19 protein-coding genes are annotated in these 25620 nt (G+C 55.2%); 8 read left to right on the top strand and 11 right to left on the bottom strand.

Going from position 1 to position 25620, the window contains the following annotated elements; all coding sequences use genetic code 11:
* Nucleotides 1–86: 86 nt before the first annotated feature.
* Genes HCH_RS16335 through HCH_RS16345 form a run of 3 tightly spaced genes read left to right on the top strand, consistent with a single transcriptional unit; the run spans nucleotide 87 to nucleotide 5020 of the window.
* Nucleotides 87–1265: an ABC transporter substrate-binding protein gene (locus HCH_RS16335; RefSeq protein ID WP_011397452.1), complete on the top strand. Its 1179-nt coding sequence runs from the start codon at nucleotides 87–89 to the stop codon at nucleotides 1263–1265.
* Between the two features lie 48 nt (nucleotides 1266–1313).
* Nucleotides 1314–2489 carry an ABC transporter substrate binding protein gene (locus HCH_RS16340; RefSeq protein ID WP_011397453.1) on the top strand — a complete coding sequence of 392 codons (1176 nt, stop codon included), beginning with the start codon at nucleotides 1314–1316 and terminating at the stop codon, nucleotides 2487–2489.
* A gap of 2 nt (nucleotides 2490–2491) precedes the next feature.
* Entirely contained in the window at nucleotides 2492–5020 is a 2529-nt protein-coding gene (locus HCH_RS16345) for a cache domain-containing protein (RefSeq protein WP_011397454.1), read from the top strand.
* A 98-nt stretch (nucleotides 5021–5118) separates the two neighbouring features.
* On the opposite strand, the gene HCH_RS16350 is transcribed toward HCH_RS16345, so the two are convergent.
* From HCH_RS16350 to HCH_RS16380, 6 genes are all read right to left on the bottom strand, one after another.
* Entirely contained in the window at nucleotides 5119–7644 is a 2526-nt protein-coding gene (locus HCH_RS16350; RefSeq protein WP_011397455.1) for an EAL domain-containing protein, read from the bottom strand.
* Between the two features lie 126 nt (nucleotides 7645–7770).
* Nucleotides 7771–9825 (bottom strand): elongation factor G, encoded by a 2055-nt coding sequence (fusA, locus tag HCH_RS16355; protein WP_011397456.1) that lies wholly within the window; start codon nucleotides 9823–9825, stop codon nucleotides 7771–7773.
* 472 nt (nucleotides 9826–10297) lie between these two features.
* A complete protein-coding gene (locus HCH_RS16360; RefSeq protein WP_011397457.1) occupies nucleotides 10298–13090 on the bottom strand; it encodes an Hsp70 family protein in 2793 nt (930 codons plus the stop codon).
* A gap of 2 nt (nucleotides 13091–13092) precedes the next feature.
* Nucleotides 13093–14949 (bottom strand): Hsp70 family protein, encoded by a 1857-nt coding sequence (locus HCH_RS16365; protein ID WP_011397458.1) that lies wholly within the window; start codon nucleotides 14947–14949, stop codon nucleotides 13093–13095.
* On the bottom strand, nucleotides 14946–15539 hold the full coding sequence (locus tag HCH_RS16370) for a DUF2760 domain-containing protein (protein ID WP_011397459.1): 594 nt from the start codon (nucleotides 15537–15539) through the stop codon (nucleotides 14946–14948). Before HCH_RS16370 ends, HCH_RS16365 begins: the two co-directional genes overlap by 4 nt.
* 316 nt (nucleotides 15540–15855) lie before the next feature.
* A complete protein-coding gene (locus tag HCH_RS16380; RefSeq protein ID WP_011397460.1) occupies nucleotides 15856–16071 on the bottom strand; it encodes a hypothetical protein in 216 nt (71 codons plus the stop codon).
* 513 nt (nucleotides 16072–16584) lie between these two features.
* Here HCH_RS16380 and HCH_RS16385 point away from each other — a divergent pair.
* Nucleotides 16585–16872, top strand: coding sequence for an HlyU family transcriptional regulator (locus HCH_RS16385; RefSeq protein ID WP_011397462.1), 288 nt, complete (start codon nucleotides 16585–16587; stop codon nucleotides 16870–16872).
* Between the two features lie 9 nt (nucleotides 16873–16881).
* Here the strand turns inward: HCH_RS16385 and HCH_RS16390 are convergent, their stop codons facing one another.
* A complete protein-coding gene (locus tag HCH_RS16390) occupies nucleotides 16882–17109 on the bottom strand; it encodes a DUF4272 domain-containing protein (RefSeq protein WP_011397463.1) in 228 nt (75 codons plus the stop codon).
* A 210-nt stretch (nucleotides 17110–17319) separates the two neighbouring features.
* On the opposite strand from HCH_RS16390, the gene HCH_RS16395 reads away from it, so the two are divergent.
* Together HCH_RS16395 and HCH_RS16400 are read left to right on the top strand one after the other, a co-directional pair.
* Nucleotides 17320–18186 (top strand): cytolethal distending toxin subunit B family protein, encoded by an 867-nt coding sequence (locus HCH_RS16395; RefSeq protein WP_049780971.1) that lies wholly within the window; start codon nucleotides 17320–17322, stop codon nucleotides 18184–18186.
* 23 nt (nucleotides 18187–18209) lie between these two features.
* Nucleotides 18210–18731, top strand: a complete 522-nt coding sequence (locus HCH_RS16400) for a ricin-type beta-trefoil lectin domain protein (RefSeq protein ID WP_011397465.1) — start codon at nucleotides 18210–18212, stop codon at nucleotides 18729–18731.
* A 76-nt stretch (nucleotides 18732–18807) separates the two neighbouring features.
* On the opposite strand, the gene HCH_RS16405 is transcribed toward HCH_RS16400, so the two are convergent.
* Together HCH_RS16405 and HCH_RS16410 are read right to left on the bottom strand one after the other, a co-directional pair.
* Nucleotides 18808–19638, bottom strand: a complete 831-nt coding sequence (locus HCH_RS16405) for a methyltransferase domain-containing protein (protein ID WP_011397466.1) — start codon at nucleotides 19636–19638, stop codon at nucleotides 18808–18810.
* Nucleotides 19639–19883: 245 nt separating this feature from the next.
* The gene (locus HCH_RS16410) at nucleotides 19884–20489 is read right to left on the bottom strand and encodes a hypothetical protein (protein WP_148212592.1); all 606 of its coding nucleotides are present in this window, start codon (nucleotides 20487–20489) and stop codon (nucleotides 19884–19886) included.
* A gap of 147 nt (nucleotides 20490–20636) precedes the next feature.
* On the opposite strand from HCH_RS16410, the gene HCH_RS16415 reads away from it, so the two are divergent.
* Nucleotides 20637–21518 (top strand): hypothetical protein, encoded by an 882-nt coding sequence (locus tag HCH_RS16415; protein ID WP_011397469.1) that lies wholly within the window; start codon nucleotides 20637–20639, stop codon nucleotides 21516–21518.
* A 560-nt stretch (nucleotides 21519–22078) separates the two neighbouring features.
* Here the strand turns inward: HCH_RS16415 and HCH_RS16425 are convergent.
* Nucleotides 22079–23434 (bottom strand): phytase, encoded by a 1356-nt coding sequence (locus tag HCH_RS16425; protein WP_011397470.1) that lies wholly within the window; start codon nucleotides 23432–23434, stop codon nucleotides 22079–22081.
* A 103-nt stretch (nucleotides 23435–23537) separates the two neighbouring features.
* A complete protein-coding gene (locus HCH_RS16430; RefSeq protein WP_011397471.1) occupies nucleotides 23538–24872 on the bottom strand; it encodes a DUF2254 domain-containing protein in 1335 nt (444 codons plus the stop codon).
* 248 nt (nucleotides 24873–25120) lie between these two features.
* On the opposite strand from HCH_RS16430, the gene HCH_RS16435 reads away from it, so the two are divergent.
* The gene (locus tag HCH_RS16435; RefSeq protein ID WP_011397472.1) at nucleotides 25121–25570 is read left to right on the top strand and encodes a hypothetical protein; all 450 of its coding nucleotides are present in this window, start codon (nucleotides 25121–25123) and stop codon (nucleotides 25568–25570) included.
* Nucleotides 25571–25620 lie beyond the last annotated feature (50 nt).

Consider the following 25620-nt stretch of genomic DNA (forward strand, 5'->3'; position numbering starts at 1 on the left):
TAGCGCAGTAAAGCAGTCAAAGCGAGTGAGGTGTTAGGGAACTATCATTGCGAAAACGAGTCTGGGGAGAATAAGGAGAACAGCGAATGAGGATAAAACGTTATCTGGTCGCTCTGACAACACTGACATTGGCGCTGTTCACCAGCGTCGCCACTGCGGCTACATCCGTCAAAGCTGAAGCCGCCTCTCAGTTCAGCATGGAGCCGACGACTAATCAGGGTCAGCGATGGCGCATCGGTTACTACGAAGGGGGCGAGTATCCGGATTACCAACGGGAGCTGATCGTCACAGTGCGCTCGTTGATGGATATGGGCTGGATCAAAAAGGCGGATATCCCTCCCCAAAAGGGCGATCAGACCAGCGACCTGTGGCGCTGGCTCTCTGAGTCAGCCCAGAGTGACTATATCGAGTTCGTCAAAGACGCCCACTACAACGCCAATTGGGATGACAACCTGCGCGCTCAGATGAAGAAGGACATCATCAAACGGTTCAGTGAAAAGAAAGACATCGACCTGATGATCGCCATGGGCACCTGGGCGGGACTGGATCTGGCCAATAACGAACACAGCACGCCGACGCTGGTGTTTTCCGCAAGCGACCCTCTCTCAGCCGGCATCATCAAAAGCATCGACGATTCCGGTTATGATCATTTGCACGCCACGATGGACCCCTTTCGTTACGATCGCCATATTCGGGTGTTTCATGACATTACCGGCTTCAAGCGCCTCGGCATCGCCTATGAAAACTCTCAGAACGGCCGCAGTTACGCAGCAGTGGACACCATTGAGGCATTGAGTAAAGAACTTAAATTCACCATCACGCCCTGCTACACCAAGAGCGATATCGCCGACGTCAGCATGGCGGAGCACAGCGTCATCGACTGCTTCCAGAAACTGGCGCCGAAAGTGGACGCCATCTACATTACCGAACAGGGCGGCGTCACCCGCAAGACCTTGCCGGTGATCGTGAAGACGGCTCAAAAGTACAACGTGCCCACGTTCTCCCAATCCGGCTCCGAAGAAGTCCGCTATGGCGTGCTGGCCAGCCTGTCGCAGTTCAACTTCAAGTATTTTGGCGAGTTCCACGCACAAACCATGGCCAGAATATTCAATGGCGCCAAGCCCAACGAGTTGCCCCAGTTGTTCGAAGAACCGGCGAGAATGGCGCTGAACCTGAAGACTGCGGAGGTCATCGGGTTTAATCCCTCCCTGTTGTTACTCGGCGCCAGCGACGAGATTTACAGAGAGGTCGAAACGCCCCAATAAGCGTAACCGCCCGCCTTCAGAGCGGGCGCCAGCAAGATGGAGCATCTCATGCGCAATTCGATCATCAGGATTGTCTTCCTCTTCACAGGCGCGCCAGGATTCGCCCTCCTGCTCGCCTTGACGCCTCCTGCCGCCGCTTCGCACCCGCCCGATACGCCACAAACGCAAAATCCGCCCGCTCATACCCCATGGCGGCTGGCTTATTACGAAGGCGGCCCCCATGACAACTATCACGACTACCTTGAAGCGACTATCCGCGGGCTGATGGCGCTGGGCTGGATCGAACAGGCGGAACTGCCTTCCAGCGAGGTCGACGCCAGCACCCTTTGGAACTGGCTGGCGCAAAACGCCAAAAGCCAGTATCTGACGTTTCTGAGCGACGCTTACTATTCCGCAGACTGGGAACAGCAGTCCAGAGAGAAAATCCGCACGGATATTATCGATCGGATGAACCGGCGAAAAGATATCGATCTGGTCTTCGCCATGGGCACCTGGGCGGGTCAGGACCTGGCCAACAACCGTCATCACACCCCTGTCTTCGTGATGTCCGCCAGCGATCCGATTCAGTCAGGCATCATCAAAAGCGCCGAAGACTCCGGCTATGATCACGTGTTCGCCCGGGTGTCGCCCCAGCGCTACGAGAAGCAACTGCGGGTGTTCCACGAGGCGGTGGGCTTCAAGCGCCTTGGAGTGGCCTACGAGAACTCCGTGGACGGACGCGCCTATGCGGCGCTGGAGAATATCCAAAAAGTCGCCGGGGAGAATCGCTTCAAAGTGGTAAGTTGTTATACCCTAAGCGATATTCCTGACAACAGCAAAGCGGTGGAGAGCGTAGTTTCATGCATCGACAAGCTGGCGCCGGAAGTGGACGCGCTGTACATTACCATGCAAGGCGGCGTAAATGAGCGCAGCATTCCGACAATAGTTAAAATCGCCAACAAACATAAACTGCCCACTTTTTCCCAACTGGGCTCGGAAGAAGTAAAATATGGCGTTTTAATGAGTATGTCGCGACCGGACTTTGAATCCATCGGCGATTACCTGGCTTCCTGTCTGGGCCAGGTTATAAACGGGGCGAGCCCCAGAGCCCTGAAGCAACTGTTTGAGGAGAAAACCAATATATCCCTTAACCTTAAGACGGCGGAAGTCATCGGCATTTACCTGCGCGCAGACTGGCTCGCCGCTGCAGACGAAATCTATCGAGAAATACAGGTTCCCGATTAAACATGGTTCGAGCTAACAGCCGTTTTTTCAGCCACTACCGTTTTTACTCGCTAAGAACCAGGATAATTTCTCTCATCCTGTTGATCATGACCATAGCGGCGCTGGCGATTCTTTATTTCACCCATCGCGATGTGGGACGCGCGATGCTTCATGCTGAAGAATCCTCTGCGCAAAACGTATTGAAGTTGGTCGAGCTGAATATCAAAGCCGGTTACGATCAGTTGACCGGCGACAAAATAGAAATCCTCTCCAATCTGCAAAGCGATTTACAGAGCGTGTCGGAAATCGCGCAGTCCTCTTTCAAGGTCTACGGGGACCTGTACAAGTCGGGCAGGGTCTCGCAGGAAGAGGCCGAGGCCATGGCTTTCAAGTGGCTGCGGGAAGTGCGTTTCGGCGAAGTGGAAGTGTTCGTGTTCAACCGCCAGGGCGGCGTCATGGCGCACCCGGAGCACAGCGTGGAAGCGACTTACATTACTTCGCTGCGGGATTTTAAAGGCCGCGTTATCTATCAGACCATGGCGGACGACAACCTGGACGCCTCTGGCGACAAGGCCATTTTCAACTGGCGGAAACCCGGCAGCGACCGCGACAGCCGTCATATCGGCTATTTCCTTCCCCTGCCCGACTGGAAAATGACGCTGGTCGCCATGGTGGACTTCGAGTACGTCGAAGCAGAAAGCCGCAAGAAAATGAGCGCTATCATCGACAGTCTGCGTAAGACCTTCCCTGACATCAAGGTCGCCAACACCGGCTACGCCTATCTGTTCAACGGCCAGAGCGAAATACTGGTACCGCCGCCGGGCAATGACGAAGAAGGCGAAGCGCCCATGTCTCTGAACGGCGAGCAACAAAATCTGCTGGCGGAGCTGATTGGCCAGATCGCGGCGCAAGAGCAAATCGGCCAGGTGATGTATCATTACCTCGACCCCTTTGTCGCCAGCGCCAGGCACGACGAAGAGCGTCAGGTGGTGGCCTACGTCAGCTATTTCAAACCTTTCGACTGGTATCTGTCCGTGGTGGTGCCGGTGGAGGAAATTTCCGCTCCGGCGGAGAATCTGGTGAAGAGTCAGAGTCTGATCATCGGCTTTTTCTTCATTGGCAGTATTCTCGTGGCCTTTATCTGGGTATCGCGCATTTCCCGGCCGCTGGACTTCCTCACCAACTACGCCAAGCAGTTGCCTTCTCAGGATTTCCTCAAGGACGATCAGCCGAACAGCACGATTCAATCGTTGGCGGTGCGCTCCCGCGACGAGGTGGGACGTCTGGCGGAATCTTTCATCTTCATGGAAGTGGAGCTGAAAAAGAACATCAAGGAAGCCTGCCGCGAGAAAGAAGCGGCGGAGCAGGCCAATCAGGCTAAAAGCGAGTTCCTGGCCAGAATGAGCCACGAGATCCGTACGCCGATGAATGGCGTGCTGGGCATGGCGAGCATTCTCGCCGATACGCCCTTGTCGGAGAAACAGCGCAAGTATCTCGACACTATCGTCAGTTCCGGCGAGTCCCTGCTGAATATCATCAATGACATCCTGGATTTCTCCAAGATCGAAGCCGGCAAACTGGATCTGGATAATCATCCCTTCAAACTGTCGGAGTTGCTCTCCTACCTCACGGATATCTTCTCGCCCCGGGCGCACAGTAAAAACATTGAGCTGATCTGCGCGATCAGCGACGGCATCCCGGAAACCCTGATCGGCGACAGCGGACGCCTGCGGCAGATCCTGACCAATCTGGTGGGCAACGCGCTCAAATTCACCCAGCAGGGCAGTATTCAGATCATTGTGGAAATCAGCGATGAAGACGCCCGCAATATGAAGCTGAAAATATCGGTTATCGACACCGGCATTGGCATTCCCCTGGGGAAACAGCAGAAGATTTTCGAATCCTTCTCTCAAGCGGACGGCTCCACTACCCGCACTTATGGCGGCACAGGGCTCGGCCTGAGCATTTCCAAGAGTCTGGTGGAACTGATGGGGGGCGAACTCGGCGTGGAAAGCCGCCCCGGCGAAGGCTCTTCTTTCTGGTTCTCCGTATGGCTGGAAAAAGATCCTTCCATCAGTGGCATATCCACCTTGACCGCCAAAACCGTCGGCGCAACGGGTCGTAGCCAGAGCCCGCCGCTCAGCGGACGCGTTTTGCTGGTTGAGGATCATCCCATCAACCAAGAGTATGCAGTGGAGCTGTTGAATATGATCGGCATCACTGCGGACATCGCCGAGAATGGTCGCGAAGCGCTCACGCGCTTAGCCAAGAACCATTACGACATAGTGTTGATGGATTGTCAGATGCCGGTCATGGATGGTTATGAAACCGCCATGGCCATTCGCGCCGCAGAACAGTCCCACCCGGGCAGCCGACGCTTGCCGATAGTGGCGTTGACCGCCAACGCCCTGCCTGCGGACCAGCAACGTTGCATGGATTCCGGCATGGACGACTTCCTGGCCAAACCGTTTAGCATTCAGCAATTGTACGCGTCACTGGCGCGCTGGCTGCCGCCGGCCAAGGCCCGTATAGCGGACCGCAGCGCAAAATAGTCTGCGTCGTCGTATTGGCGATGGCGCAGATGACCAGAAAATGTAATGCGCCGACAATAAGGGATTAAGAGAAGGAATGAGATGTTCCAGACGCTCGTCTAAACGCCCTTCTCGTATTGCTTGAACGCCGCCCCCAGCGTTTCCAGCAAGTGCGCATTGTCCCAGGGTTTGGAGATATAGCGATAGATTTCGCCCTGGTTGATCGCGCCTTCCAGGCTTTCAGAGGAGCCATGGCCGGTGAGCAGTATCCGCAGCGAGCGCGGATGCATGGTTTTGATTTTCGAGAAAAACTGTACGCCGCTTTCTCCTGGCATCTGCAAATCTGACACGATCACCGCCACTTCGCGCCGCGCCAGCACTTCATAGGCGTCTTCCGTATTACTGGCCACCAGTACTTCGTATGCCTCATCTCGAAGGATGCGCTTAATGCTGCGCAGAATGTTAACGTCATCGTCCACTACCAGCACCGCGCCTCTGTCCTTGTTTCGACCGAATTCGCTGATGTCCAGGCGCGGGCGCTCCTTGAGCATGGCGCAAATCTCCGCCTCCGGCAGCGGACGGCTGAAGTAGAAGCCCTGTATCGCATCGCAGTTTTCCGCCGCCAACAGCGCTATCTGACCCGCCGTCTCCGCGCCTTCCGCAATGGTCTTCAACCCCAGACTCTGGGACATGCGGATAATGGCTTTGACGATGGAGTAATCGTCCGGGTTATTAGTCAGGCCTGACACAAAGGATTTATCTATTTTGAGTTTATTAACCGGAAAACGCTTGAGATAGCTGAGGTTGGAATATCCGGTGCCGAAGTCGTCAATGGACAAAGAAACGCCGATATCCTTGAGCCGCTGCATAAGAGAGATGGATGTGACCGGGTCCAGCATGGAGAGAGACTCCGTCAGCTCCAGCTCCAGATACTTCGGCTCCACCATGTATTCATTCAAAGCCTGCTTCACCAGTTCTTCCGTTTTCTGCTCCATGAACTGCAAGGCGGAAATGTTGATAGCCACCGGCACGATCTTCAACCCCTGCCGCCGCCAGCTTTGCAGGCGTTTACAGACGGCGAAGATGACCCACTCGCCAATGGCGGAGATCAAACGCCCCTCTTCCGCAGCGGGAATAAAATCTCCCGGCGGCACCAGTCCCAGGGTTGGCGACTGCCAGCGTATCAAGGCTTCAAGCCCAATAATCTTGCCGGTGCTCAGATCCACTTGAGGTTGGTAATGCAATACAAATTCGTCGTTCTCCAGCGCCTGTTTCAAGCTGCTTTCCAGCTTCAGACGCTCGTTGAGGCGATCCTGCATCTGGTGAGTGAAAAACTGATAGGAATTACGCCCGGACTCCTTGGCCCGATACATGGCGATATCCGCATGACGCATCAGCACTTCCACGTTGTCGCCGTCTTCCGGAAAGCTGCTGATGCCCAGACTGCAGGTAATGGAATGGCTCTGTCCCAGCAATAACACCGGCGCGCTGACGGAGCTGATCAGGCGCGCCGCCAGATGCGTCAGGTCCGCTTCACTTTCCAGATTGTCCACCAGTAAAACGAACTCGTCGCCGCCGAACCTGGCCAGGGTGTCGCAGTTGCGGGTGCATTCCTGCAAACGTTTCGACATGATCCTTAGCAGATCATCCCCGGCGTTATGTCCCAGCGTGTCATTGATCAGCTTGAACTTATCCAGGTCGATGAAAATCAGCGCCAATCTGGACTCATTACGTCGCGCGTGATTAATCGATTGCGTCACCCTATCCAGAAACAGGCTACGGTTTGGCAGGCCGGTCAACGCGTCATGAGTAGCCTGAAACTCAATCGCCGCCTCCTGACGTCGACGTTCAGTGATGTCACGCAACACAAACATGTGGCAAGGCGAACGATGATAGGATATGGGAATGCAGTTGACCTCCACTTCCACACGCCCCCCGGTCAGCTGCTGCAGCAGCATGACTTCCGGCGGGCCGGCGCTCCTGTCCACCGAGCAAGCCTGTTTTAATTGCATCGCCGCGTATTCTTTCTGATCGTCCAAGACGAAATCCAGTAACGCGCCGCCCAGCAGCTTATCCGGGTTATCCGCCTTCAGCATTTTCACCGCCGCGGAATTCAGAAACACGATGCCTTCTTCCCCCTCCACGAGGATGGCGTCCGGCGTGGTCTCCACCAACTTGCGGTAACGCAGCTCACTGTCCTTCAGATGCCGGTAGGCGACTTTCAGTGCGATATGAGTATGCACCCGCGCCGCCAGCTCCTCCACCTGGAAGGGTTTGGTGACGTAATCCACACCGCCGGCGTCGAAGCCCGCCTTCTTGCTTTTAACATCGCTGAGCGCGGTCATGAAAATTACTGGAATATCGTCGCACCCACTCAGTTTCTTCAGCTTGCGGCAGGTTTCGAACCCATTCATTTCCGGCATCATGACGTCAAGAAGAATGAGGGAGGGCTGGTGTTCCATAGCGATTTGCAGGGCCTGCACGCCATTTTCGGCGGACAGAGTGCGGTAGCCCCGGCTTTCCAGACAAGCCACCGCCACATCCAGATTGAGAGGCGAGTCGTCCACAATTAAGACTGTAAACTCAGAGAGATCCTCAATCGTGGCGCAATCCTCGAATCCATTAGCTTGCAAGATAGTCGTCATGAAAGAGACTCTGATTCCCGTTAGCCCTTAACCAAAAGATAGCCTCGCCGTCATGGATTTCAAGGCCGCTTGTCGCCCCCCTCCTGAACGGCTGAGCCAAGTTCAGTTAAACACCTGCGGCGCGGCTTATCCGCCGCCTTGTTTTTGCTTGAAGCGGTCCATCAACTCATGCTGAAGTTTCGGCGGCGCATAATCGTAATGGCTGAATTCCAGCGTATAGGCGCCCTCGCCCCCGGTCATGGATTTCAGTTTCGACTGATAGTTGTCCAGCTCCGCCAACGGGATCAACGCCGACACCGCGGCCCGGTTGCGGCTGAGCGCATTGCTGCCCGTCACCATGCCCCGGGAGCCGGAAATATCTCCGGTGATATCCCCGACGCTGGCCGCCGGCGCGGTCACGTTGAGCCTCACCATCGGCTCCAACACCACGGGCTGCGCTTTGGTCACCGCATCCAGAAACGCTTTCTTGCCGGCGGTGACGAAGGCGATCTCCTTGGAGTCCACCGAATGATGCTTGCCGTCGTACACCGTCACGCGCAGGTCCTGCAAGGGGAAACCGGCGATGGCGCCGCTTTCCAGCACCTGCCGCACGCCTTTTTCCACGCCGGGAATGTATTGCGACGGGATGGAGCCTCCCACCACTTTGTTCTCAAATTCAAAGCCCTGTCCGCGCTCCAAAGGCTCCACCCGCAAATAGACTTCGCCAAACTGCCCCGCCCCGCCGGTTTGCTTCTTATGGCGATAATGGCCCTCCGCAGGCTTGGAGATAGTTTCTTTGTAGGCGATGGAGGGCGGATGGGTGACCACCTCCACGTTGAATTGCTGTTTCATGCGCTGCAGCACCACGCGCAGGTGCAGATCGCTGACTCCATACATCACGGTTTCGTTCAGCGACGCGCGATGCTCCAGTTTGAGACTGGGATCTTCCGCGCACACCTTCTGCAATGCGTCGGACAATTTTTGCTCATCCCCTCTGCGCACCGGTTCAATGGCGACGCCGCAAATCGGCGGTGGGAAATCGATGGACTTCAGGTGATATTGTTCTTCGTCCGTTGAGTCATGCAGGACGGAGTCAAACTCGATATCGTCCACCTTCGCCACTGCGCAAATATCTCCCGGCACGCCGTAGGCGGTCTCCCGGGTTTTCTTGCCCTGCAGTTTCAGCAGATGGGCCACTTTGAAAGGCTTGCGGGCGTCGCCGACATACATTTGCGAGTTCGGGGAAATGCGTCCCTGGTGAATCCGAAACACGCCCAACTTGCCCACGTAGGGGTCCACAGCGACTTTAAACACATGGGCGATGGCGTGCTTGCCCGGGTCCGGCTCCACTGTGACTTTCCTGGCCTCAGCGCCCTCGCCTTTCAAAAACTGCGGCGGATTGCCTTCCAGAGGCGTCGGCATCAGATGGGAAATGACTTTCAGCAGCTCTTCCACGCCCGCGCCGGTTTGCGCCGACACGAAACAGACGGGAATCAGATGCCCTTCCCGCAATGCTTGTTCGAAGGGATCATGCAACTGTTCTGGATTGAGCGCCTGTCCCTGCTCCAGATACACCTCCATTAACTTCTCGTCCACCTCCACGACTTGATCCACCAGCGCGCTGTGCGCTTTCTCGACGGATGAGAAATCCGTGACGCGACTCTCGTCCGGCGCAAAATAGCAATCCACCACCGCATGACCGGACTCCGCCGGCAGGTTGATCGGCAGACATTCCGGGCCAAACGCTTCGCAAATGCTCTCCATGAGTTGGGCGAAGTCGATATCGTTCATATCTATCTTGTTGACGATAATCATGCGGCAGAGTTCGCGCTTTTTGACCGCCGCCATCAGGCGTTCCGTCACCATTTCCACGCCCGCCTGCGCATTGATGACCAGGGCGGCGGAGTCCACCGCCGGCAAGATGCTCAGCGCCCTTCCAAGAAAGTCAGGATAGCCGGGAGTATCGATGAAATTGATATGCGCCTCGTCGTAATCCAGGCTGCATACAGAGGTGTAGAGAGAGTGACCCAGTTCTTTTTCCTGGGGATCAAAATCACTGAGGGTTGCGCCTTTTTCAACGCTGCCTGCGCTGGGGATTTCTCCCGATCTGACCAGAAGCGCTTCCAATAAGGTCGTCTTGCCGCAGCCGACGTGTCCCAGTAGCGCGATATTGCGGATGTTTTCTGTGCTGTACTGCGCCATAGCTCTTCCTTTTGGTGAGTGGAGACGACTTACGCCGTCAAACGGAGCTTCGGCCAGTATCCCACTCGTATTCCGCACGGAGGGTCCGTCGAAAAAAACGAACTGCGATGGATTCTGGAAGGAGTATTTCTATGAATTAAAGCAGAAAAACCGGGATTTGGGAAAAATCCAAGGGGTTAGCAAAAAACGAGAAATGCGTAATGGGGATATTAGCGGAATAAAAGCGTAATTTTACACAGAAGTCTTCTGGCGCTCCGGGGATACTATTCCTGTCCGACAGCGGTTTCAGAAACGCTTACCCCGTTTCTGACTCCCCTTTAGCTTAGGCGACTTCTTCTGGCGACGACGTTCGTCGAAGAGTTCCCCAGCGACCGAGGCGTTAATGAGCCAGGGTGGGCGCCTCGGTTTTTTTACTTTCCTACAGACTGGCCGCCGCAGGCCGGCGACGCCAGCGCTGACTGATCCCCGTCGCTTACTCGGCCAACAGCTTGAGCCCGGACGGCAACGCTTCGCCAAATACGCGCCTGGTCTCCGCCTCATCCAGCTCCACCACCTGGGACACCATATCAATCCAGATCACAGGGGCCTTGGCGCCTTTCAGCGCGGCGACCACGGCGTTGCGGTCCGCTTCAGACAAGTCCCGTACGCGATCGCCGCTCATGCGCGACAGCATCACCGTGGCGAAGGCCGCTTCCTGGTTCTTTTTCCAGTCCTGTTTGAGCAACTGCGGCAGCCAGCCGGACACCGTTTCCGCAGGAACCACATTGTGCGCGCTGCCATGGAAAGGCTGCCGCGAAGCGATGCGCCCCAACGCCCACCAACTGGCGACAGGTTCGCTGGGCTTCTGCAAACGTTGCAACAGCCATTTGGCGACTTCGATTTTAGTCTCCACCGGCAAGCGCTCCAGCGCCGCCGCCAATCGCACCATGTCCTCGTATGATTTGAACGCAGGCGTCGCCAGCAATTTACGACTGCGCAATGCGGCCGGATTGATATAGACCGCCGCATCCTTGTACACGCGCTGTTGCTGCTCGCTGTTGAGCCCGCCGGCGACGCGGCGCCAGAAGGTCCACCACTCGCTCCACAGCTGCCCTTCCTTATCGAACTGCAGCCCTTGCTGATACATTTTCCAGACTTGCTGCACCCGCCAGTCATCCAGGGGATCGCCAAAGCCGGGGCGCAGGCAGTATCCGGCGAAGTTAAGCCAGATACGTTCATGAGCCGCGGAACGACGACGATTCTTGGCGCCTTCCAGAAACTTGTCAAAGATGGCGCGCAGCGTGGGCATATCCCATTGGTCGCGCTTGCCGAGCAGCTTTTCCAGATCATTGCGCAGGGTTTTGATGGAGTCGCCGTCCTTTTTGTTGGAACTGTACGCCGCGTCAATCTTGCTCGCCGCTTCAGTGAATTTGGCGGGCAGTTGCGCGCCGCTGTCTTCCACCGGCGTCTGTTTGCGTAACTGAAAATCCAGACGCCAACGTTGTGGGTTGGCGTCGCCGCCGGCGATTCCCACGCACTCAACTTGTAACGCGCCCGCCTCCGTCAGCACGGCGCTCAATTCCACTTCAACTTCTGCGCCGCTATCCTCCGCATCGGCCCTCAACGCCGACACCATGGGGGGCAGGAAGATGAAATCGTCGTCATTCATTTCCTGCAAATCGCCTGCGCTGAATGTCTTGTCGCCCGTTGAAGACGCCAAGTGGAAGCGCACCGGGCGTCCGATACGCAACGCGAATTTACGATCATGAAGACGAATTTCTTCCCCTTCTTCCGTCGCTTTGGGCAATAAGCAAACGCCAAATTTCTTATCTGCGGCGGCGTCAGTGGACGCCTCCACAATCAGAAAATAAGAGCGGGCCGAACCCCCGCCGATTTTGATCTGCGCGCCTTTACGCGCCAGCCCGTAGGCCACTCCGCCAAAAGCCACCGCCAGATTGGGGTGCGCATTATCCAGCAGCTTGACCGGGGCGCCGTTCCATTGACTTAACAGCGCCCGCGCCCGCTCACTGAGTAACGGGCTGTTGAATACGCCGCCGTTCAGCAACAGCACGTCGGGAACCGCCGCAGCCGTTTCGCTGGTTTTCAGCGCCTGTCGGCAGGCCTGCTCATGGCGGGCCAGGAATTCCGCAATGTATTTGCTGACGGCGGGGTCCGGCGCATAGGGCAAGCCAAACTCCACCACCGCGCTGCGGCGTTTGGCGGGACGTTCGCTGAATTCACAGAGAGGAAAGAAGCCGTCCACGGCGATCTGGCGGGCTTCTTCACGGGTCAGCTCGCAACTTTTGGCGCCGCCGATCAACTTGGCGCCGCCGCCCAGCACCGTCACAGATGCGGCATCCGGCGCTTCCGGCGACAATAGTAATTCTTTGGCTTTTCGGGTTTGCTGAATCAGCTGGGAAAGCGCCGCTGCACTGAGTTTGCGGGTGCTGGCGATGCGCTGTTCCGCTATATGCGCCAGCGCCAGATCGATATTGTCGCCGCCGAGCATAAGGTGGTCGCCCACCCCGACGCGATTCAGGGTCAGCTCGCCTTGATCGCCGGACCCGGCCGCCACGCTGATCAAACTCAAATCCGTGGTGCCGCCGCCAACATCGCACACCAGCAAGAGTCTGGCGTCCTGCAACAGGGATTGCGCCTGCTCTTTGTTGCGCGCGCACCAGTCGTAGACGACCGCCTGTGGCTCCTCCAGCAGCAACACGTCAGATAAGCCCGCCAGGCGTGCAGCTTCCAGAGTGAGAGAACGGGCGCCTTCATCAAAAGAAGCCGGGACAGTGATGACCACTTCCTGCTGTTCCAGCCGGTCCTGTGGGTGCTCACGGTTCCAGGCCTGTCTGACGTGGTGCAGATAGCTGGCGCTGGCGAGCAGTGGAGAAACTTTGACGACATCCTCCGCCGCCGCCCAGGGCAGAATGTCCGCCGTGCGCTCCACCTGGGGATGGGACAGCCAGCTTTTGGCGCTGGCCACTAGCCGGCCGTCAACCTTGGAGCCCAATTCCCGCGCCCATTCGCCGATCACGACCTGACCAATTTCGCCGGATAACCCCTGGGGGCTCCAGGGCAGTTGCAGATGATGCTCCGCAATCTCGCCAGGGGCCGGATGGTAGCGGAAAGACGGCAACATGGGTTTCTTGGCCAGTTCGCCCGGCGCCACCAACTGCTCGATTTCAAACAGCCTGGGAATAGCGTTTTCCGCTCCCATGGAGATGTCCGTATAAGCCACTACGGTGTGAGTGGTGCCCAAGTCTATCCCTACCAGATATTTCACTCTCAGCCCTCGCGCACGTCGAATTCAACCTGCCATCTCGCATCGCCGCTTCTGGGAATAGCCTCCAGACACAGGGTGCCGACTTCGGTGACCCGCGCTGACAGACGCACCGGCACAATTTCGCCCGGACGACGTCCCTCCGCAGGTAAGGAAGCCTGAATTTCCGGCAGTTCTTCCAGCTCGTCCGGTTCCCAGGCGTCCAGCACCCTGCCCGGTTCGTCATCGCGACGCAACGTGGAGCCAAAGAATTTGAAGCGCACGGGTTCGCCGACGATCAAGCCCAGTTCCTGGCTTTCCACCTTCACTTCTGAGCCTTCCTCCATACCGAAAGGCGCGACGCACAGGGCCTCCATCGGCGCCTCCATGCCCGGCACCGCCGGCATGGCGCTCTCGATTCCCACATAGTAGGCGCTGGCGATGCCGCCGCGAATGCGCACTCCGCGTCCCCGGCGCACATAGCCGTAATACGCCGCTCCGCAGGCCACCGCCAAGTCGAGATCGCTGTCCTGCAACAGACGGGCGGCGGGCGCGCCAGCGTCGCTTAGCCAGCCGTTGATGATGCTCATCAGACGCGAGGACAAAGCCGGCGCTTTCAGGACGCCGCCATTGAACAACACTGCGGTGGGTTTGATAAATTCGCTTTCGTTTTGCGCCAACAACTCGTTGGCGGCGGCGTGCTGACGGCTCAAAAACGCCGCCAGATGCCGTGTGACCGCCGCATCCTGGGCGTAAGGCAGGCTGATTTGGGTCAGCGCGCGCCGCATTTGCTGTTTCGGATGCTCGTCGACGCCGACCTGCGGGAAAAATCCTTCCACCAGAGTTTGTTGCACCTCGTCCCGGGTCAATTCAGTACGCAGAGACCCGCCCAAGAGTTTCGACCCTCGACTGGGCACGACAATTGGCGCGGCGTTGACGTCCTGATCCGACAGCAGCACTTCTTTGGCGTCGCGGCAACCGTGCACAATCGCCTGAATCTGCCATGGCTGCAGCTCTTTGCCTTCCTGCGCCAGCTTGCTCTTCACCCGATAGGCCAGGGCCAGGTCCATATTGTCGCCGCCCAGCAGAATATGTTCGCCCACCGCAACCCGATTCAGTTCCAGCCCACCGTCCTGTTCGGTGACCGCAATCAAGGACAAGTCCGTGGTGCCGCCGCCGATGTCCACCACCAGCACGATGTCGCCAACGCGGACCTGGTCGCGCCAGGCGCCGCCGCTGGCCTTGATCCAGTTATAAACCGCAGCCTGGGGCTCTTCCAACAGAGTCAGATTGCCAAGTCCGGCGGCTTTCACCGCTTCCACGGTGAGGTCGCGCGCCGCTGGGTCGAAAGACGCCGGCACCGTCACCACCACATCCTGTTCATTCAACGGGTAGTCTGGATGCTTATGATTCCAGGCGTTGCGCAGGTGTTCCAGGTAGCGGATAGTCGCCGCCAGGGGTGAAATTCGCGCGACGTCTTCCGGGCTGTTCAAAGGGAGGAAATCGGAACGGCAGTCAACGCCGCCATGACACAACCAGCTCTTGGCGCTGGCCACCAGGCGAATCGGCGTTTTTGATCCCAGCTCACGGGCGACGCCGCCCACCAGGGCTTCCGCTTTATCGGTCCAAGGTAAAGCTAACTCGCCCGCCCCCAGTTCAGATTCATGGGGTTGGTACAAAAAAGAAGGCAGTTGCGTCTTTTCCTCCACACTGCCCGGGCGAGTCAATTGCGGCACCGGCATCACCTCCTGGAGCAGTTGATCTTCATCCGGTAACGGCTCGCTGGCGTCTCCCAAATCAATGTAAGACAGTACGCAGTTGGTAGTGCCCAGGTCGATGCCCACACTATAACGGGGCGTTCTATCCGTGTTCATATCGCTCATAGCTCGACCTCCGCCGGCGCGATAATAGCGGCGTCATGCTCTTTAGCGAGTTTCGGCAGCTTCACGTCCACCGCCTTCCATCCACGATGCACCAATACGCCGATGAACGGCGCCTTGCCTGCGACATTGCCAGTCAAGCGCACCTCGGATGCATTAAACCCTTCCGGCAGGGTGACGCGGGTTTCCTCTTCCTCCTGACGCAGCGGAGCCAGAGTGAAGTATTCGTTCAAGGTCTTTTGGCCGCCTTCATGCACTACACGGGCTGCAGCGCCGATGTCCGCATCGCTGAAACCGGCCAGGTCTTCTTTGAGGAAATCAATAAAGCGCGCGTTCTGCTGTAATAAAGCCAATAGTTGCAGGGCTGAATCCGGGGTTGAATCTTTGAAGGGGTTAACAGGTTCTGGTTTGACTTCCGGCGCCGGCTCGGCGGGCTTTTCAACCGGTTGCGGCGCAGGCTGCGCCGCGATGCTCTGTGATTTCGCATTCTTTCTGGCGCTCAGCCACGCCGCCAGAAATATAATTGCGAATACAGCCAATCCCAAATGCAACAGATCAATTGTTGTGGGCATTGCGGTTAAATTCAGATTCATTATTTTCTCTCTTAATCCTTAGCTATGTTGATGCTGGATTCCGTTGCTGATTAATTAATATGCATGTGCGCGTCATTCGATGCGCAAATACGCGCCGGGCTTGTGATACGACAGCAACAGACAAATAAACTTGTTGGCCCGGGCGGCGGATAATTCGGGCGTGCAGACGCAGTGCGGCGGCTCAGCCGGCGCATATGATAGCAATAACTTAAAGACGAAGTAACACCGTACGGCGGACGACTCGGCGTCTGCCATCATTCTACTGCTCACTATAAAGACTGCTCGTGAAAGAGACGGTTACGCGCGGGAACTTTATTTAATCTGGTTTATGAATTTCGTTAAGAGACAGAATATCAATCACGTCGGATATATCCTTGTGATATTCCTCCATTAACTGATCCAGTTTCCGCTTGAAGTCTTCCTGTTTGCGATCTTTCATGCTTGTGTCCATTTCCTGCAGCGCTTCTGACAAGCGTTGCGAGACTTCGCGTGGGCTGAGCTTTTTCAGATCCTTTAAAATCTTTAACTGCATGTATGAGTAATCGTTTTTAGCTATCGAGTTAATTGAAATACTGTCCGGGCGGTCGACGTCCGACGGTGGACAGGCTTCGTTCAATATAGTGGAGGCGGCGCATCAAGACAATTTGAGGCCGATTTATATTACCCTGTTTGTCGTCCAGAACAAACATTCAGTTGTTTATAATACCACGGAGATCTTAATTGATTACTTTAAGATTATTAATAAATGTATCAATCGGTCAAAAAGTCATCATCCTTTTGTGATTTTACCCACTCGATTGGCCTCTCCCACTCACCCAACAGCAACTCCTGTCGCTTCAGACAAATAGAAGGAGGCTGTTTGTCTGTTTGATTAGCTGCAGGTCTGTTTGATTAGCTGCGGGTCTGTTTGATTAATAGTCGTCTACGCCGGACATTTGACAAGAGCCGCCCCCCATTTGAAAAATCCCCCGCTTACGCCACAATAAGCGACTGAGCGGGACGCCATGCGTCCCTCATTACCTTGTTATAAACAGGAGAGAGACACATGGGCTTGGGCTCATTTTTTAAATCCATGTTCGGCGGCGAAAAAGCCCCTGAGCCGGAAGACATCATCGAACACAAAGGTTTTCAAATAATTCTGAAGCCGCGCAATCTGGGCGGCAATTATGGCGTCGGCGCCATTATCCGCAAAGAGATCGACGGCGAGGTTCGCGAACACCAGTTCATCCGCGCCGATCAGATCCCCAGCAAAGAACAGTGCAATGAAATTACCTTGATGAAAGTGAAAACCGCCATCGACCAGCTGGGCGACGACCTGTTTCAACCGCAATGATCTGACCGCTCAGGCGCCAGGGGTAATAGCGTCCCAGCCCTGATTCATATAACGAATCAGCCAATTAAGCGCGTAATGCCGTTCCATAATGATTTCTTCATTGATAGCGGCATTGCTTTCGCCTTTCATGCGAAGTTCAATCGCCGCCCAATGCAGCGCCCACAACGGCACATCCAGACCTTCATAACGCCACCCGAACTTGAGCCGGTCTTTTTCAGATGCGTCTGCATCATTCACAAAGGCCGCCTCCCACCGCCTCTCCACCGTCTTGCAGACATGGCCTTATAAAAACACTTTCCCAGCCATTCATTTAAATCAGGTCAAATATCCATTTTATGAGAGAGTTTTAATCAAAATCAGGGAACAGAAACCAGTATGTGTTGTTTAATTAATACGAATGCAATGGCGTTCGAAACGAGAAGATATATCACAATAGAGGATGTTTTAATGCCTGTTCAGGTTTATCGATGGATATTTAAACAACTGTCCTTTTGGACATTAACGTTATTGGTTGTTCCGCTTTCTCATGCCGCTTTATTCGACCGTGTCGCCGTTACCTGGAACTTACAAGGCTCCAGCCATGCATCGGAAAGTAAATGGAATGTAAGCATCCGCCAGTTGCTGCGCGGCTCTGATCGCGCGCAGGTATTGGCGATTCAGGAAGCCGGCTCGGTTCCTGATTCCGCTGAACTGATGCCGCAACTTACCCCGCCAAGACTGGATAACCCGCATTCGGTTCAGGTTCCTGTTGAAGAGTATCGTTGGAATATCGGCACGCGCTCACGCCCTGAGTATCGCTGGATCTATTTCTCGCGCAACGACGCAGGGGCCAATCGGGTTAACGTCGCCATTGTCACGGAAGAGCGCGCCAACCGCGTGATTATCCTCCCTCCTCCCGCCAGTTACGCCAGCGCCCGCCCCATTCTGGGCGTTGAAGTGGGCTCCGCCGGAGACACTTACTTCTCCATTCACGCTTCCGCCAACGGGGGAACGGACGCCGCGCTGATCGTAAACGCGGTGCATAACTACTTCGCCACAGCGAACAACAATGCGCCTTTCATGATCATGGGCGACTGGAACCGCAGCCCTCAGGCGCTGAATACGCAACTGGCGACCAATCATCCCGCGGTCCACGCCAATATTAATCTGGTCAATCAAGGCTCCGCCACCCAGCGCAGCGGGGGCAACCTCGATTACGCCGTCACTGGCTCCATCACAGGCGGCGCCAATTTAATGCGCGCGTTACTGGGTATCGCCTCTCTGGTCGGACAACTTTCTTCAGACCATACCCCGGTCAGATTTCAACGTTATTAATTAAATAATCAGGACTATTAAATATGTTATCTCGAATTTTACCTGCACTTATTATCAGCGCAGCAATAGCGCAAACCAGCCACGCCCAGGATTATGTCAATGCGGCCTTGGAGAATGTTTATACCGGACAACTATTAGTTAACTATCATAATGGCGCAGGCTATGTTTTTACTTACCCTGCCTATGAATATACGGGGAGTGATTTCGAACGCATCAACTGGCGAACGGAATATCTTGCAGACGGTTCACTGCGTTTTAGAAATGCTTATTACACAGATGTATGTCTGCATGTGGACAGTGATTACTCCGGTGTTTATACGCAAGCCTGCGATAACTCCGATCATCAACGTTTCACGCCGATTTATACCTCCACTGGCGCAGTGCAATTGCAGAACCGCAGCAATTCCAACTGCCTCTATGTGGACTCAGGCAGTTCCAACTCAAGCGTCTATCACAAAAGCTGCTCCAACGGTTCTATCGATGCAACGGAGTTATGGGTGATTACAGTTCCCCGGGGAGCGGCCAACTCGTTGCCAACGCAATAGCCATCATTACCTGACGAGGACATTAATAAGTTGATCTCAGGCGCATGGACGCGCCTGCTCGGCTACCGACATGCCGCTATTTCTTTGCGACTACTTGCGCAAGCGCTATGCGTCCCTCTTGCAGGTTGCGTCCTTGATTCTCGGCCATCGCCTGAAACTCCTCTCCCATCAGGACATGAACGCCAAGCTGCGGAAAGCCGCGTCTCCGTGTCTTTTCAAGCTGCGCGGCGAACCAGGAACGCGCCGCCTCTGTGACGTCCACCCACACTGAAACAGTGAATCCTGCGCTCTCAAGCAGGTTGCGCAGCGCATCCGGCGCAACCAGAAAACTGGCATCCGACGTACGCGCCCAGGGCGCTGGATACAACACCGGACCTGAGGGACCGGCTAGAACGTCGTGAATCGCCAGAGAGCCTCCCGGCTTAAGAACCCGGTACATCTCATGATAAAGCCGGGATTTATCCGGAATATTCATGGCCGCATGCTCGGTCCAGACAGTATCGAAGGATTCACCCTCAAACGGCAAATTAACAGCGTCTCCCTGCCGAAATTCAGTCAGCGCCTCAAGACCCACCCTGGCGGACAACATAGCCGCAGCGCGACAATATTCCTCCGTCAGGTCAATGCCGGTAACGCGACAACCATACTCCCGCGCCAGATAACGCGAAGTTCCGCCAATGCCGCAGCCCACATCCAGCACACGCTTATCCGCGTCCAGCCCCACAATCTCGGCCAGCTCCCGGGTCGCCGCCCGGCCGCGCAGATGAAACGCGTCCATCGGCGCCAGATCCTCCAGCGTGAGACGATGCAGATCTTTCCCCGCACCTTCCAGCGCAGCCAATATGAGGCTCTCCACATCCTGGCGGGCGTAGTGGTTTTCTATCGCTTCATTGACTTGATTGGGCATATATAGTCCTTCTCGCCATCATCCTGCTTAAGCTTCATCCGTTTTATTAATATGGCAATGATATTGGCATGTTAATAACCAGGCGCATGGATGCGCCTGCGCGGCGGCCAGCCGCGGGAGACAGGGCCTGACATGTGCAGGCCCTGTCGTTGCAGACAAATAGAAGGAAGCTATTTGACTGCCTGATTAATAATATCGCCCTTCTGCACTGGAGCCTCGATAGCCGCCTCACTTATTCACGCCTATCAGTCCACAAGCATTAGTCCGAACTTTTCCACCGCTTTGCTCGACAGCCTTTCTTTTACGAGATCTTTCTTAGCTTCAGATAACGCTGTTTGCTCAACCAGCGCTTGCCATTCGCTAATCAATTTACGGTTATATAACCACTCGTAATGGCGGGCGAATAGTTTTTGAGCCAGATGTTTGTCTGCAGCTTTTACTGTGTCGATAATTTCCCGATCTTCATTCGTCGAGGCATAAAAATACAATCCGGAGATGGCGCCTTCACATACCGCCATGGCATCATTTTCCGCGTCGGGAAGACAGTACTTATGGATGGCGGCCAGTGTCGCAGACAACCCCTGCTGACTTGAAACAGCCAACAGTTGCTTCTTCGCCGCCTGGACTCTTTTTACAACGTCAAGACAAGGTTGATAATTAGCCGATTTGCAGTCTTCCAACCCAGATTCCGAGGCGGGAAACTCCAGACCATTATGCGCCAGCCATAATGTGCGGAACTCCGACTCGTACGTGGGAGCAGCTATCACATCGCGCGACACTAAAATGCAAGCGTGAAGTACGAACGCTGATAACAGTGCTATGTATTGAAGTCCCTTGGGACTGTTTTTCATAAGAATCATGAATAAACGTTTAGACCACCTGCTTAATTTGGTGTTCTCTCCTTTGTTTCACTCTGGCAAACTCCCCAAAGAAGTTCGAAGCTAACTTAACCTGTTCTCTCAGGTCAAAGTATATTCATCCGCCAAGCTAAGGTATTTATGTCCGAAATACGCACTATCGAATGCATCGTAGACAACCGCACCCTGATTCTGGCTCTGGACGAATTGTATCGCCAGCGCATGCAGTCTTTTGAAGTGAATACGCTCTTGCCGGCGGCCAAAGCAGTGGCGAAAGTGTTGGATGTAGAGCCAAGTAGCGGGCCGGTAGAGGGTTACTATGCAGAAACGGAAGCACTGACGGAATATTTTCAGATCATGCGCGCTTTACAGCAACAGGGCGCGCATTGCGCAGAAAAGGTTGGAAATATGCCTGAACTCCATCAGTTGCTGAAAGTCTGCAACGCTGCGATTTATGGCGCTGGGGCCAGCCATAGTGGACTCCTGCCCTCACGACGTGATCCCCTCTACTACGCGTTGAACGCACTGCCCCCTGATGAGTGGGGGTTGGCGGCACTGACGGAATTGGCGGCGAACATCGCCCGGGAGAAAGACGATTATTCATTGGTCGGCATCGCCTCTTTATCCCAGGAGCCCTTGCTGATTGCGGCATTACGTGAAAGCTGCGTCTTGTATGGGGCGGTTGCGGCAGGATGCGCACTCAACGCCTCTCCTGTTCAATACCACTACATCTGGAAAGTGGACAAAGAAATTGAAGACGCCTGCAATCGATTCATCCGCGAATTCAACGCTCTGACGCAAAGCGACCTCCTTCCCGCCACAGCGGATAACGCTGAGTATTTCTATGACGCTGCGCAGGATGCGAATATTACCGGGCGCTGTGTTCGCATTGGCTATGACGACAGCGTTTATCCCACCCGTCACTACCATTGGGCGATCAACGACAGACGCAAAGTCGAGGAATTCTGGAGCGATGAGTTGTGGACGACGGAGCGTTACTGTAACGAGAAGCTTTGGCCATGACGCATCAACCACAAGTTCAACTTAACCCCGGTTTGCAAAATACAAATTATTGAATGCGCCCTCCCCCATGAAGGAGAGGACGTGTGGGAAAACCACAAGCGACACCCTCACCCCGATCGCCCTGAGCTTGTCGAAGGGCTTCCCAGAGCGTTAGCCCAAATAGAATCCCCAGTGAAAACTATTTCCCGCCGGATTAGTAACGCTGTTTAGTATCGCGGGAGACTGCCAGCCCTTCGACTGGCTCAGGGCGAGCGGGGTCTTGGTTGTTGCGATATTAATCTGGAAGCCACTCCGATCCGATTCCTTCCGCATGAAGAAGTGAAAATACTGAGCCAACGCTAACCCTCCGTTCGCCCTGAGCTTGTCGAAGGGCCTCCCAAAGCTTTAGCCTAAATAGAACTCCCCTCAGTGGAATCTATTTTCCCGCTGGATGAGTAACACTTTTGGTGTCGCGGGACACTTGCCAGCCCTTCGACAGGCTCTGGGCGAGCGGGGGCTTGGTTGTTTTACTACCAATCCAGCATATCGTTTTACTGCTAATGACGACTTTGCTCAGTTCATCAATGGGGGAACCGGTGCTTCCGGCGCGGACGCCAACTCTCCGTATCAATCATCAACGGGGGAAACTGACTGTTGGCGATATCTTGCCAAGGGACAAACTTAAAGTTGGTGTTATCCCTCTTGCCCCCTTCTTCATCCAGCTCATCCGGGGTGTTGTCGCCATCCTGCACCACCAACAGGCCGTAGGGGAAGTCAGGCCCCATATTGACGTTGATGACAGCGCCGCCGTCCGTTTCCTGGGTTCCATCCGTATAAGGGCCGTCGACAATGGCGAACTCTCCCATATAGGGGTTACTCCCCTGCCGATCATAGACGACGTAACGGTCGTCCCCCTGACTGGAGGCCAGCAGATAGCCGGATTTTCCTGGCCCGTAATAGATGGTCAGCCCTTCGACATCCGCTTTCAGATGCTGGCCGCCATGTCCTGGGTCCTGATCCCACAACAGGGTGCAAACGTATTCCTCTTCCTGTTCATCCCACTCTCGTGTATAGGGCACGCCAAAGGACGCCACCACATCCACCAGCTCCGCCGCATCAGGATCATCCATCGGGATGCGCCAGACGCCCACTTGCTCCTGAGCCGCGTATAACACTTGATTGCGCTCATCGATCACCATGCCTTCCACTTGCGGGTCCTGGCCGTCCTCATCCTGACAGGGGGTCCATTCCACATCATCGGACAGCTCAAACTCATCCGGCAGGTCCGTCAGATCATCCACGTCATAGGTCATGAGGCCGTCTTTGGTCATCTTGAACTCAGCGACCGCCAAATCTGTGTCTTCACGCTGACTGATCACCGCGTAGCCGTCTTTGTGCTTTTTCCGTTTGGATACGGCCAAGCCATAGCCCGTACGCTGCTCGTTCACTTCGTCCTGATCATCAGAGAAAATCCAGGGGGCGTCCGGCGAGGTTACATCCGTTAATGGATCGATATCAGCGCTGTGATAATCAGGGTTAATGCGGTAAAAACGCAGCTTGTCGGAACCGCGGTCGATAACCACAGCAAAGTCATTTTCGTGTCTTCTTGCTTTTAAACCATAAACCACATCGACATTGTTGAAGCGTCCGGGCACATCGCCAGCGCTGGGAGGCATCGGCGCATCAATGCGCTGCAGCGTTTGTCCCTGCATGTTCAATACAACGAGGCCGCCCTCTTTTAAGGTAGCGATGACCAGGCTTTTGGCGGGATCTTCAGGGTGCGCCCAAATGGCGGGATCATCCGCGTCGGAGTTGTTACCGGCGTCATCGTCATAAAAGGCTTCCGACTCAAAACGAGCGACAACTTCGGGAGGAGCGGCAAGAACCTGAACAGAGAGTGCGGCGAGTGTAAAAGGCAGTAATTTAGCGAATTTCATTCCTTCAATTTCCTTGTGATTTCTTATCCGTGGCGCACAATGATTTTCCATTGCGCTTAGGAACTTAGACTCTTTTTATTACAATTCAAATCGTCTGTTCTGGTTAAGGCCTTCTGTCGTCGCCCTCCGACGATAATTCACCGCACAGCCCGGTCTTGCGAATCACTTCCAGATCATCCTCCAGAGTTAAGCGCTGCTCCACCCTGGCCAATGCCAGTCGGGAATGCTTTACCGCCATATCGCGCATGGCGCCGTCCGCAAAGTGGGCCAGCGCGTAGAGCGTCTCCTGCAATCGCAAATGGACCATCGGGGCGTCCGCTCCTTCCCTGGCGATCGCCGTAAAGGCGTCGTCAAACATATCCCAAAGAGACAGTTCGGGGACCTGCACGCGGTCAAACTCACAACTATCCTCCACCGTCTTTTTCGCATCGGGCTCCATCCAGAGAACAAACAAACGCCCCATTGCGCCAACAATGTCTCGCGCCGTACCAGGATCATTGACCGCAGGCGACAGCCCGCGGATAGCGATCTCAGACAGCACAGTGAAGCCAAAGCAGGGGTCTTCATCGAACAGACGATTGCGCCCGATCACGAATGCTTCTTCCACAGTTTTGGCGTTAAGCTTTGTGTCGCCGCCATCACCTTGGTCTTTGTTGTCAGGATTGTCGTTATCGCCTCCGAGTATAAAGGCGATGGGTGCGCCGGGGCATACGAAGGCGCCGGGCAGCGCCGCCACCCGAATGTGGATGTCATGTTTTTTAGCGCGAGCTTGCAATTTATCGTACTCGATATGCTGCACATATCCGACTTGCTGCGTGAAAACCGGCTGACCATCGTCGGAGCTCCCGCTGATTGCAGCGCATCGCATAGTAGGCTGAGAACGCCTGCGTTTGAGGGAGTGCGCCGTAGCTGTCTCTACTTTTTCGATCACTGCGCCCAAACGCCCCAAACGGGCGATGCGATCCACCCAACGCACAAAGGTGACGATCACCAACGCCAATATCGCCAGCGTAATGGCGCACAATACAAAGCGCCCGCTATTGCCGTAGTAGCCATTCATCAGGGCGACCAGCGCGACAATGCTGAAAATAAAGGCGCCAATGAAAGTGGACAGCGCGTTCTGCGAAACATCATCCGCAATCACCAGTGCGAATGTGCGCGGGGTGGCGGTGCTGGCGGCGGACGCATAGGCGGACACCATGGAAGCCACCGCCAGAGTGGCGATGACCAGCATACTGGCGGCGCAGATTTTCAACAGCTCGACCAACGATTCCTTCGACACCTCCGGCGTCCACTGCTCCAAGCCCATCTCAGCCCCAAACGAATCCGCCGCCCTGGACGCCAGCGCCGCGGCAATGGAAAGCAGGCAGACAATTAACGGCTTGACCCAAAGCCGCTCCCTGATGCGGTTGAGAATAAACTCCAGTTTATCGAGCATTCCGTTTCTCTCCTGAGTTCAATTGGCTTAGAGGGTTTCATTCTTAACTGTCGCTATAGTCCGGTTATCAACAAAAAACTTATGAGGCGCGGCAAGTTAACACATGTGCTATCGACGCAAGGGCGACTCGCCTTGCGAGTGCGATAGCTTGAGCCCGGCCGCAATCCACGCAATAATCCCCGGCCCCGTTTTTATACGTTATTTACGCCAGTTTTAGTCACTACGGGGCGGTCATACAGGTAGCTAAGATGTACGATTTATCATTAAAAGTTAAAGGTTTTCAGAATACAGCGTCGACGAAGCACGGCAGTTGCCTTGCGCAATGCGAGACGCTGGCGGGTAAGATTTTTGTGGATACGGATCAGCGTTGCGATCTGTATGCGCTGAACGCCATGCACTATCACTTGCGTTTGCCCAGCAAGCTGATTGTCGACCCCACCATCAGTCAGTTTTTTGATGTCCCGCCCAATTATCAACCTGAGGTGTTTGTGGGCGATATGATGGATTTGAAACGCCATCTCAGCGAAATGACGTCACGTTTCGGCGTCGCAAAACATCATCGCGCCATTTCCGTCAATATGAGCAGCGTCGACCAGTTGCTGACGCTATGGTCTACGGCGACGGTTAAGAAAGGCGGCGATCGTCTGGTGAAGCATGTGGGCTCCGCCAGCGGCAGAATCAGGGCGTATTATTCTTGAATCGCTGACATTGGCTTCATCCCTTCGCTCAGCGCAACAGGGCTATCACA

This window comes from Hahella chejuensis KCTC 2396 (genome assembly GCF_000012985.1).
Lineage (GTDB): Bacteria > Pseudomonadota > Gammaproteobacteria > Pseudomonadales > Oleiphilaceae > Hahella > Hahella chejuensis.